Raw genomic sequence first — 11712 nt, 5'->3', positions numbered from 1 at the left:
ACCGGGCACCGCTCACCGCGCTCGTTCACCACCGCGAAGCGCTGATTCCGCAACGGTTTCCCGTACGGGATCGACACCCAGTCGGGGTCCACCTCCTCGACGGGGTGGAAGATCGACCACACCGCGGCCTCCGTGGCACCGCCCAGGCTCATCACGGCTACGCCGGGCGCCACCGCGCGCAGCCGGTCCGGCAGGTCCACCGGGATCCAGTCGCCGGACAGCATCACGACCTTCAGCCCGACCTCGCCCCGCTCGCCCTCGGCGTGCGCGCAGAACATCTCCGCCAGCGCGGGCACCGAGTTCCACACCGTCACGCCGTGTTCGACGACCAGCTCGCGCCATCGGCGGGGGTCGCGCGCGGCGTCCGGCTCCGGCAGCACGAGCGCGCCGCCGACGCCCAGCACCCCGAACACGTCGAACACCGACAGGTCGAAGCTCAGCGACGACAGACCCAGCACCCGGTCCCCCACACCGACCCCGAACCGCTCGCAGACGTCCGCCAGCGTGTTCAGCGCCGACCGGTGCGTGACCGCCACACCCTTCGGTGTGCCCGTCGACCCGGACGTGTAGATCACGTACGCCACGTCACCCGGCTCGGCGAAGCACTCCCAGCCCGCGACGTCCGCCTCCCGCCAGCCGTCCGCGCCGACGTCGATCGTGGCGACGCCGGACCAGGCTTCCAGGTACGCCTCCTCGGTGACCACGCAGCACACACCCGAATGCTTCTGCAGCCAGCGCCTGCGTTCCCTCGGCAGGTCCGGCGCCATCGGCACGTAGATGCCGCCGGCGGCCGCGACCGCGAGCACCGCGACGGTCTGCCGCCAGCCCTTCTGCACACCGACACCGACCGCCGCGCCACGCCGGATCCCGATGGCACGCAACCGTTCCGCCACGACGACCGCACGACCGCACAGCTCGCCGAACGTCAGCCACCTGCCGGACCAGACGGCCGGTTCGTCCGGAGTGGACACCGCGCGGGCGAACACCGCCTCGTGCAGGAGCTTCTCCGGCTGCTCCCCCTCGGTCGCGTTGACGTCGTCGAACAACGCCTCCTGCCACCGGGGCAGCGCCACGCTGGACGACTGCCACGACTCCTCGTCGGCGAGCCGCTCCACCAGCTCGCAGTACGAGGCGAACATGTCGTCCAGCACGCCCGCCGGGAACAGCTCGTCCACCGAGTCCCACGAGAGTGTGAGCGCACCGGTGTCCTCGGTGGCCTGGTGGTCCAGGTAGACCTGGGGTGTCTGGGACACCGTGAACCCGTGGCGCCCCAGCACGACGGGGAACAGCGACTCGCCCTCACCCTGGGAGCCGACACCGCTGGTGAACACGACAGGCGTGAGCGCACCGGTTGACGTGCCGCGAACCTGCGCGAGCTCACGCAACACCCGCACGCCGCTCACCGCGTCGTGTGCGAGGTCGTCCCAGAGCCGGGTCTGCACGGCCTGCACGAAGCCCGCGAACGACAGCGACTCACGCAGGTCGATCTCGAGCGGATCGATCGAGGTGAAGTCGCCGACCACCTCGGCGATGTCCGGGTGCACCGCGGGCCGGTTGAACAGCGTGACGTTCAACGTGAAGTGCTGCGACCGGCTCCACCGCCCGATCACCGCGGCGTACGCGGCGAGCAACGTCGTGGAGGCCGTGACGCCGTGGCTGGAGGCCAGCTTCTTGACCCGGCTCCACGTCGACACCGAGATCCGCCTCGACCGGCGCACGAACACGGGCCGCTTGATGTCGCGTGGGCTGACCGCGAGCGGCAGATCCGGCGCGCCCGGCAGCGTGTCCATCCGGCCACGCCAGTACTCCATCGCGGCGCTCGCCCGCGCGGAGTCCTGCGCGCGAGTCTGCGCGAGCACGCAGTCGCGGAACGACAGTTCGACCTCCGGCAGCTCCAGGCCGGGCTCGGTGTAGTAGCGCGCCCAGTCCGCCATGATCAGCCGCAGGCTCCACAGGTCGGCGACGAGCAGGTCGAAGCTGAGGTGCACCCGGACCCGCCCGTCACCGAAGCGGCTCGCGCGCACCTCCCACAACGGCCACTCGCCGACCGGGCGCATCTGCGCCGACATCCGCGCGCGCACCGCGAGCACGGACTTCTCGTCGGCGGACTCATCCACGACGATCCGGTACGGCTCGACGGTCTCCAGCACCTGCTGCGTGCCGTCCGGCAGCACCACCGCACGCAGCATCTCGTGCCGGTCGACGACCTTGCGCCACGCCGCCTGTAGCTGTTCCAGGTCGAGCGAGACGGCGTCGAGCTCGACGTAGCCGTGCGTGGCGACACCGCTCAGCTCGAACGTCTCGCTGCGGCCCACGAGGTAGGCGTACTGGATGTCGGTCAGCGGGAAGGGGTCGAAGCGGTGCGCCGGGTCGGGGACGATTCCCTCGGCCGGTGCGGTCGCCTGCTCGTCGAGCTTGGCGAGCACCTCGTCCACGATGGCGTCCAGCACGGCGGTGGTGCTCGTCAGCGAGACGCCGAGCTCGCGCTCGATCGTCCCGCGGAATTCCAGCAACCGCAACGAGTCCACCCCGAGCGCGGTCAGCGGCGCGCCACCGTCGATCTGCCAGGGCGATACCCGCGCGGCGATCGCGATCTGCTGCCTCAGCCACGCCTCCAGCGCTCCACGCCGTGCCGCGGGCGCCATCGCGGCCAGCGTGCCGCGACCGAACCCGCCCGGCTCGGTGCGGGTGTCCCTGCTGCTCGCCAGTGCCCGCAGGGAACCATCCAGATAGGACTGCCGGCAGGCGACGTTCTGGATCTTTCCGCTCGTGGTGCGGGGCACACCGGCAGGCCGGACGAGCACGACGTCGTAGGGCTCGATCTCGAACTCGGCCACGACCGCCCGGTGGATGGCGTCGGCGACGGCGGCCAGGTCGGTCTCCCTGGTGGCGCGCACCGCCTGCACAACGACGAGCCGCTCCTCGTCCTCGACGGGCACTGCGAACGCGGCCGCCACACCGGACATCGTCTCCGTGGCCGCCGCTCCCGCCGTCTCCTCCACGTCGTGAGGGAAGATGTTGCGGCCCCGGATGATCACGAGGCTCTTGCTCCTGCCGGTGAGGTACAGCGACCCGCCGTGCCGGAACCCGAGGTCGCCGGTCCGCAGGTATGGCCCGCTACCGTCCTCCAGCCGTGCCGCGAAGGTCGTCTCGCTCGCGATCTCCCAGTAGCCGCCGGCGACGGAGTCACCCGCGAGCCACACCTCGCCGACGAGGTCGTCGGGCAGCCGTGCGCCGGTGTCCGGATCGACGATCTCCACCGAGCAGCCGGGCATCGGCACGCCGCAAGTGGTCAGCTCCCTGGTCCGCTCACCCCTGGGGGCGGTGATCCGGCCCTGCTCCAGCTCGGAGGCGTCCACCTCGATGAAATCCAGTTCGCCCTCCACGGAGTTCGTGGCTGTGAGCGTCATCTCGGCCAGTCCGTAGGCCGTTGTCAGCGTCTCCGGCCGCAACCCGCTGACCCGGAACGCGTCACGGAACTCACGCACCACACGGGGGATGACCGGTTCGGAACCGATGATCAGCCGGCGCCACCGGGACAGGTCGAGCGCGGCCCGCTCGGCCTCGGACGTGCGGTCGACGCACAACCTCAACGCGAAGTTCGGGGCGAAGTTGACCACCGAACCCTGCTGCTCGGAGATCTCGCGCAGCCAGCGAATCGGCTTCTCCGCGAACGCCTGTGGCTGCATCATCACACACCGCGACCCCGTGAACTGCGAACTGAGCAGCACACCGACAAGACCCATGTCGTGGAACAGCGGGATCCAGTTCACGAACGTGTCGTCCGGCGTGAGCCCGAACCCACGTTGCTGCGTCGTCAGGTTCGCCATCAGGTTGGCGTGACTCACCATCACGCCCTTGGGGTCGCTCGTCGAACCCGAGGTGTACTGCAGGAACGCCAGCGCGTCCGGCGTGATCGGCTCGCCGGGGAACTCTCTCTCGACGATGTTCTCGCTGTGCAGCCAGACGGGCGGTGCGGTGCCCTCCGGCCATGCCGACCTCAGCACGTCCATGTCGTCGGCCGCGGCCAGCACGGCGGACGGCCTGGCGTCACCGACGATCCGCTGGAACCGCCGACGCCGGTTCGAGTTCGCCGTCGTCGCGGGCATGAGGCACGGCACCGCGCACACACCGGAGTAGAGGGCACCGAAGAAGTTCTCGACGAACCCTGTCGTCGTGGCACACACGAGCGCGACCCGCTCACCCGGTTCGGCGTGCTCCCGCAACGCCGCCGCGACCGCCCCCGCCCTCGCGTCGAGCTGCCCCCTGGTCACCGTGACCCGACCCCCGTCGGAGTCGACGAGTTCGAGCGCCACCTCGTTGGGCGCTCGCTTCGCGTGCCCCCGCACCACATCGACGAACGTGGCCGTGGACGACACCAACGCAGGACCAGTCATGCGGCAGCTCCTCGGTACACAAGGCAGATGTCGTCCAGCTTGGGAAACCTCGGCCCCCGAGTCATCGCGGCCATGCCGAAGACTTCTCCGTAGCAACACCGGGGAGAACTCCGGCAAGCACTTCGGCCGATCCCCCGGTAGGACCGTGACGTGTCGTGTCGTCATCACCACCGCCGGCAGCCGCGGATCGTGGATCAGACAGCGCTCAATCACCTGCCACCGGTACAGATGATCGCCGGATCCCGGGTGACCAAGACACCACAGGCGGCGGCCGATCCCGGCCTGTACACCACACTGTCCACAATGGATGGTGTTACCGCCGCCGACATCGCGGGCGCACTCGGCGAGTGGTGGCGGAGATCGCGACCGAGCAGATCGCGGAGCGCGGCCTCACCGACCGGATCGCCGTCCAGTCGGACGACCTCCTCACCGAGGACCTGCCGGCCGGGCACGACGCCATCCTGCTGTCCGGGGTGCTGCACGACTGGGACCCGCAGACCGGTCGGACCATGCTGCGCAAGTCCGAGGAGGCGTGGTCATGATCTGCGAGCCGTTCGTGGAGGACGACCTCCCCGGCCCGCTGCCCTGATGAGCCCGAACATGCTCACGAAGACGGCGGCGGGCAGAACTGCACGGTGGCCGAGAACAGCGAATGGCTGGAGGAAACAGGGTTCACCGACGTCAAGCTGGTCCCGTTCACCGGGGCTGCCCGTGCGACCGGTGTCCTGGCCGGACGCAAGATCTGGTCGGCCTTCACCCGCATTCGACGGTCAGGCGGGTGCGTCGCGGTGCCGAGAAGATCTTGATGTGCGAACGCCGCCCTCGTCGTACGGGACGAGGGCGGCGTCCCACCGGGAGGGAGGTGTCCCGGAGTCGGCGGGTCAACCGCGCGGCGAGCGTGCCGCCGTCCGCAGCGGCTCCTGCGTCCACTCGGAACGCTGCTCGCCCTCCCGCGGCATCAACTGGGCGAGCAGGGCCACCGAGGTGTCCTGGGTGCGTTCGGTTTCCTGCCGCTCATGGGCTTCCCACGACGTCAGCGCCGCCGGGACGTCGTCGGCCTCGGCGACGGCGACCGCGAGGTTCAGCGCGTTCATCATCGCGGTGCCCGCGCCCTGGCCCAGCGTCGGCGGCATGGCATGTGCCGCGTCACCGACAACGGCCACCGCGCCCACCGACCACCTGCGCAGCCGCAGCACCTCGTACCGGTCGAACCTGGGCGCCGCGGGCAGGCCGGTCAGCAACTCCGCGAGCACCGGGAACGAAGCGCGCCACACCTCCTCGTTCAGCGGCTCGCCGATCGCGTCCTCGTCACCGTCGGGGGCACCGAGGTTGAGGTACAGGTCCGTGGAGTTGCACGGCACGTACAGCACCCGTCGCCGGTGCTCCACGTTCCAGTAGTTCACGTAGTTGCGCCATTGGCCGGAGTCGCCGGGCGCGCGGTCGAGTGGCACCAGGAACCGGTACATCCCGAAGCCGAACACGTCGTGGCCGTCGAGTAGCCCCAGTTGGTCACGCACCGTCGAGCGGATGCCGTCGGCGGCCACGACGAGGTCGGCCGGCCACCGCTCTCCGCCTGACGCGACGAGGAACCCGTCGGGGTCCGCCTCCACCACGTGCGACCCGGTGCGGAACTCGACGCCGAGCGACCGCGCCTCGGCCAGCAGGGTGGCGTAGAGGTCCTGGCGGGTCAGGGTGATCATGCGTAGGCCGCCGGGCAGCGGCAATGGCCGCGTGCTCAGCAGGTTGCCCTGCGAGTCGCGTTCCTCCCACTGGCTCGCCTCGTGCGACCGGCGCAGCACGCGGTCCGCGCAGCCGATCGACTCGAGCACGCGCAGGCCGTTCTCCCACAGGAAGATTCCCGCGCCGAAGTCGCGCAGCTCGGTGCCTCGCTCGTGCACTCGGGCGGACCAGCCGCGCCGCGCGAGTCCGATGGCCGTCGTCAGTCCGGCGAACCCCGCTCCCGCGATCTCGACGTGTCGTCTCACGACCGCGCCTCCGTTTCCTGTGGCCGCCGGGGGTGCCCGGTGTCCGACGAGAAGCCGTAGACCCAGTCCATGAACTCGCCGTTGAGGACCTTCTCCAGGTAGCCGCGGAAGATCTCGGCGGTGTCCCGGCTCCACTCACCGCTGGCCAGCGCCGCCGAACTCTGCACAATCCTCGTGGTGCGCCCGATCCGTTCCAGCTCGTAGCCGGTGAGCGCGTCGGCGACGTCGTCGGACTCCACGCGATCAAGGCATCTGGCCAACACGACCGCGTCCTCCAGCGTGGTGTTCGCGCCCTGGCCGAGGAAGTTGGTCATCGCGTGTGCCGCGTCCCCGAGCAGCGTGATCCGCCCCTTGCTCCACACCGCGAGCGGCGAACGGTCGGCGAGGTCCGTCGCGACGAGGTACTCGCGGTCGACCGCGCGCACCAGCTCGGACACGATCGATGGCCAGCGCTCCAGGCGCTCCAGCAGACGCTCCATCGACTCCGCCGGGTCGCGGGGCCAGCCCTCCGAGGAGATGATCGTGGCGGTCCAGTACATCTCGGCCGGTCCGAGCGGCGCGAAGAACAGGCCGAGGCCAGGACCGACCACGGTGAACCCGTCGGTCCTGTCCGGGGGCAGCTCCCGCCGGGTGATGCCGCGCAGCGTCGTGGCCACGTGGCGAGGCGGCTCCATGCCGAACAGCTGGGCACGCACCGCCGAACGCAGCCCGTCCGCGCCGACCACCGCGTCGGCCGACATGTGCGAGCCATCGGCGAAGTAGGCCGTCGCCGCGTGGTCACCGTCGCGGACCTCCAGCAACGCCGCCCCCATCCGCAGCCCGACCTGGCCGTGCGCGTCGAGCAGGATCTGTTGCAGGTCCGCGCGCCGAATGACGACGAACGGGGTGCCGTGGCGCTGGTAGAACTCGCCGTACCTGATCGCGCCGAGGCTCTCGCCGTCCAGCGTGCTCACCTGGTGCGCGGCCTCACGGGACAGGCAGTGGCCGCGTTCGCGCACCTGGTCGCCGACGCCCAGCACGTCCAGCGCGCGCACCCCGTTCGGCGTCAGCACGATGCCGACGGCGACACGGGGGAACCGGTGCTGTCGCTCGAACACCGTCGTGTGCACCCCCACCTGGCGCAGTGCAAGCGACGCGGCGAGCCCGCCCACACCGCCACCGATCACCGCAACCTTCATCAACGCCCTCCCCCGTGCCGGCAATGTCAACACGGACGAGCATCTCGGTCGTCCCGTGACCAGTCGTCGCGGGACCACCGAAACATCTACCGAGATATGAAGCTGCGGCATCCTCGCGGCAGACCGTCAGTCATAGTGAAGTTGCCATAGGTTCATATGACTGTGTGACGATCAGGGAAGGTCATCATGCTCGGCGAAACTCGGTCGACAGCAACCTGCGCCGGGGCAGGCCGAAGGTCGCGCTCGCGGAACAGCACGGTGGACCGGTGATCCCGCTCGAGGAGGAGCTCGGCCTGAACGTGCTGTAGCTCGGTTTCGCGGTGACCGGGTCACGGTCCAACGGCGAAATCCACCTGATCGAGACCGATGTGGACGGTCCGGCTGCGGGATCTGGTGCGGCTGACCAAGATCCGCTGGCGCATCGAGCACGACTACCGCGAACTCAAAGACGGCCTCGGCCTGGACCACTTCGAAGGCCGCTCCTGGCTCGGCTGGCACCACCACGTCACCCCCGCCGCCGTCGCCCAAGCCATCTGCACCCAGCTCCGCCGCACCCCAGAGCCCCTGCGCAGGCCTGACGCTCTACGCGGTCCTGCGCGAACTCCAGGCCTTGCTCGCGGTCTGGACAGGCGTCTGCCACACCTGCCGACAGCCCCATCCAGACCCGAACACCCACAACATCACCCCAGGTCAGCAGCACCTAACAAAGCACTACCAGGTCCCTGCGGCCCGATGAGGGCTGCCGGTGACCTACTGACAGTCCTCATCAGCTGCCCATGACCACGGTGTCGGCGACCGCGGGACCGATCGCGCCAACGCCGGTGATTCCGTCGGCAGACCTGGGTCACGTCCGGTTTTCATCGAATGCGGATGTTGTACGTGCGCAGCCACTCGGCGATCTGCAACAGCAACGACAGTGTGTCCGCGGAGCGCCACATGCCCTGTGCGCCGAGCGGCCCCTCCAGCAGGTCGAGCACGGCCTGCCTGCGCACCAGCGGCAGCAGCGGCGAGTTGGAGTCGGCCAGTTCGGCCCGCATCTGCTGGCGCAGTGTCTGCTCGTAGGCCGGGTGCTGACTGACCGGGAACGAGGTCTTCTTCCGGTCCAGGACCGCCGTCGGCAACAGGTCGGCGACCGCGTTCCGCAACAGGCTCTTGACCCGCCCCTCGGTTGTCTTGAACGCCCACGGCGTGTTCCACAGGTACTCCACCAGCCGGTGATCGCAGAACGGCACCCGGACCTCGAGCCCGACTCGCATGCTCATCCTGTCGATGAAGTCCAGCAGCAGGGGCAGCCACCGAGTCAGGTTGGCGTAGAACATCTGCCGGATCCGCGCGTCGGCCGGTGCCTCGCCGTCCAGCGCCCGCGCTTCGGCCATGGTCTGCGCGTACTGATCGGCGATGTGCTCGCGCAGCCGCAGCTTCTGCCACAGCTCGGGATCGAGCACCGGCTCGAACCCTGCCACCGAGACGGCCCAGGGAAATGTCGCGGCGTTGAGCATCCGCTGATCGAAGAACCACAGATAGCCGCCGAACACCTCGTCCGCGCCGTCGCCGGACAGCGCCACCGTCGAGCGCATCTTGACCTCGCGGAACAGCAGGTACTGGGCGGCATTGGTATCGGCCAGACCAGGTATGTCGCGGGCACGCAGCACCTCGGACCGGGCCTTGACCACCTCGTCGGTACCCAGCAGCAACTCGGTGTGGTCGCTGCCGACATGCTCTGCCACCATCCGCGCGAACGGGTTGTCCTGTTCCGGGCGGATCGCGATGGGCTGGAAGTTCTCCTGATTGCCCTCGAAGTCGATCGAATACGTAGCGAGCCGGCCACGCCCCTCCCGGTTCCGCGCGGCAGTGGCCAGTGCGGTCACCGCACTGGAGTCCAGTCCACCGGAGAGCAGGGTGCCCACCGGCACGTCAGCGATCAACTGTCGCTGCACGATGTCCTCCAGCAGCTCCCGCACCGCTTCGGTGGTGGCGGGCAGGTCGTCGGCATGACCGCCGTTTTCCAGGCCCCAGTACCGCAGCTCCCGGCAGCCTCGCCGGTCGATCCACGCGTAGTGGCCTGGCCGGAGCGCGCGGATGCCGCGGAACACCGCGTGACCGGGGGTCTGGTTGATGCACAGCACCTCGGCCAGTCCCTCGACGTCCACCTCGGCCGAGGCGATCGGGTGGGCCAGGATCGCCTTCAGCTCGGAGCCGAACAGCGCCCCGGCGGCGTAGGGCAGGTAGAACAACGGCTTGACGCCCAGTCGGTCGCGCACCAGCAGCAGGCCCTGCCGGTTGGGGTCCCAGATGGCGAACGCGAACATGCCGTTCAGCTTTGACAGGCACTGCTCGCCCCATTCGAGGTAGCTGCGCAGCAACACCTCGGTGTCCGAGCGGGTACGGAACTGATGGCCCCGTCCCTGCAGCTCGCTGCGCAGTTCACGGTAGTTGTAGATCTCTCCGTTGAAGGTCAACACGCACGGTTGCTCGCCATCCCGGCGCGCCTGCATCGGCTGCACGCCGCCCTCGATGTCGATCACCACCAATCGCCGGTGACCGAACGCGGCCCGCGGCGAGAGCCACACACCGCCCGCATCAGGACCGCGCGGGACAAGGGTGTCGGTCATCGCCTCCAGCAGAGGGCGCTCCTCGGTGAGATCGCGCTCCCAATCGACCCAGCCCGCGATACCGCACATCGCCGGTTCCTCCCCGTCATGGAATCGTCACGACGAGGCTCTCACTTGAAGTCGACTTCAAGTCAAGCGTCCGCGCCACCGTGGTTGCGCGTGCGGCACCGGATGCGCTTGTCTTGTCCGGTGGAGACGATGACGATCGGTGCGGTCGCCGAACAGCTGGGCGTGGCGACGTCGACGTTGCGCTGGTGGGAGAAGCGGGGCTTGATCTCACCACGAGACCGCAGGGTCGGTCGGCGGTACTACAACCACACCGAGGTACGCAGATTGGCGATAATACAGCTGTTGCAGGAAACCGGGCTGATGAGCCTGGACGACATCGCCGCACTGCTGGCCGACCACAACGACAACCAGGACTGGCACGACGTGGTGCATACCCGGATCGATTCGATCAGCATCCAGATCGAGCAGCTCACTGCGGCCAAGGCGTACCTGGAGCACACGTTGCGCTGTCACCGCGACAACTTCGCCACCGAGTGCCCGTACCTGCGCGACGACATCGACGCCCGGCTGGCGCGCAAGCGCGGCAAGAAGCAATCACGAACGGCCGAAACACGACGGCGCTCGCCGGGGCCGGCTGGTCATGAACGGGCATGACAGCGATCTCCTGACGGGTCGCTGACAGAACCGGGAGCAGGCAAACGTCACCGCGGCGAGCGCGAACCCGGCCGTCGCGACCGCCAGCTCGATCAAGGGGCCGGTCGGCAGGCCTCGCCGCCGTCCGCGCAAGCCGCACGCCGACAAGGGCTACGCCCCCCGTCCTGCCGGAAAGCGTTGCGACAGCGGGGCATCATCGCCCACATCGCCCACATTGCCCGCAGGGGCATCGAGTCGCCCAAGAAACTGGGCCACCACCGCTACGTCATCGAACGGACCTGCCCTTCTTCAAAATCCGTCTCGTCCACGATCAGCACACCGTTCTCGGCATCGCCTATCGCTCGACCACCGCGGCACGCACATCGTCACGCAACCCATCGGTGTCCCAGGCGTAGAAGTTCAGCACCGCTGCATGCCCTCCGGACCGGCGTCACCCGCGGTCTCCGCCGATGTCCAGCCGTTCTTCCGCTCCACCTCGGCGAGCAAACCGCTGACATACCAACGCATGCGCGCCGCGACTCAACACGCGGGAACCGGCCCGCGAACCGCCCCAGGAACGCATCGAAGCCCGCCGACCAACCCGCCGCCAACTCCACCGACACACAGATCAACCACCAGATCACGACCCCGCATAACAACCTGTCGTTGTCGTACTAAGTGCCCGACGCTATGACAACCTATGGCGCCGGATCGGCGAGTACGTGCCCACCGTGCGGGCGCAGGGCGTCACCACGCGCTGGCTGCGCCACACCACCTTGACATGGGTGGAGCGCGCCTTCGGCTATGGAGTCGCCAGCGCGTGTGCAGGACATGGCCCGTAGCCAGCCGGAGCCACGGCGTGACTTCCATCTATGTCAAGGCGAATGTTCATGATGTC

General features: G+C 69.0%; 7 protein-coding genes and 2 pseudogenes. 4 read left to right on the top strand and 5 right to left on the bottom strand.

The features are described 5' to 3' along the window. Positions 1 to 4397: AMP-binding protein (locus VM306_RS11790; RefSeq protein ID WP_325514085.1), on the bottom strand; the 4397-nt coding region annotated here is incomplete at its 3' end. Positions 4398 to 4747: 350 nt separating this feature from the next. Here VM306_RS11790 and VM306_RS11785 point away from each other — a divergent pair. Further along, positions 4748 to 4939 (top strand): methyltransferase, encoded by a 192-nt coding sequence (locus VM306_RS11785; protein ID WP_325514081.1) that lies wholly within the window; start codon positions 4748 to 4750, stop codon positions 4937 to 4939. A gap of 339 nt (positions 4940 to 5278) precedes the next feature. Here the strand turns inward: VM306_RS11785 and VM306_RS11780 are convergent, their stop codons facing one another. Together VM306_RS11780 and VM306_RS11775 are read right to left on the bottom strand one after the other, a co-directional pair. Continuing rightward, the gene (locus VM306_RS11780; RefSeq protein ID WP_325514077.1) at positions 5279 to 6382 is read right to left on the bottom strand and encodes an NAD(P)/FAD-dependent oxidoreductase; all 1104 of its coding nucleotides are present in this window, start codon (positions 6380 to 6382) and stop codon (positions 5279 to 5281) included. Next, the gene (locus tag VM306_RS11775; protein WP_325514073.1) at positions 6379 to 7560 is read right to left on the bottom strand and encodes an FAD-dependent monooxygenase; all 1182 of its coding nucleotides are present in this window, start codon (positions 7558 to 7560) and stop codon (positions 6379 to 6381) included. The genes VM306_RS11780 and VM306_RS11775 overlap by 4 nt, the downstream gene beginning before the upstream one ends. A gap of 164 nt (positions 7561 to 7724) precedes the next feature. Here VM306_RS11775 and VM306_RS11770 point away from each other — a divergent pair, with 164 nt between their 5' ends. Then, positions 7725 to 7868 carry a hypothetical protein gene (locus VM306_RS11770; RefSeq protein ID WP_325514070.1) on the top strand — a complete coding sequence of 48 codons (144 nt, stop codon included), beginning with the start codon at positions 7725 to 7727 and terminating at the stop codon, positions 7866 to 7868. Between the two features lie 64 nt (positions 7869 to 7932). Next, positions 7933 to 8163, top strand: a pseudogene (locus tag VM306_RS41340) (transposase); the annotation flags it as partial. A 254-nt stretch (positions 8164 to 8417) separates the two neighbouring features. Here VM306_RS41340 and asnB read toward each other — a convergent pair. Beyond that, positions 8418 to 10241: an asparagine synthase (glutamine-hydrolyzing) gene (gene asnB, locus VM306_RS11760; RefSeq protein ID WP_325514067.1), complete on the bottom strand. Its 1824-nt coding sequence runs from the start codon at positions 10239 to 10241 to the stop codon at positions 8418 to 8420. A 90-nt stretch (positions 10242 to 10331) separates the two neighbouring features. Here asnB and VM306_RS11755 point away from each other — a divergent pair, with 90 nt between their 5' ends. Beyond that, on the top strand, positions 10332 to 10835 hold the full coding sequence (locus tag VM306_RS11755; protein ID WP_325514065.1) for a MerR family transcriptional regulator: 504 nt from the start codon (positions 10332 to 10334) through the stop codon (positions 10833 to 10835). A 269-nt stretch (positions 10836 to 11104) separates the two neighbouring features. Here the strand turns inward: VM306_RS11755 and VM306_RS11745 are convergent. Further along, a pseudogene (locus VM306_RS11745) lies at positions 11105 to 11425 on the bottom strand (transposase); the annotation flags it as partial. Positions 11426 to 11712 lie beyond the last annotated feature (287 nt).

Origin of the sequence: Lentzea sp., assembly GCF_035525475.1 — a bacterium.
GTDB lineage: Bacteria > Actinomycetota > Actinomycetes > Mycobacteriales > Pseudonocardiaceae > Lentzea.
This window is presented reverse-complemented; position numbering and strand designations above follow the sequence as displayed.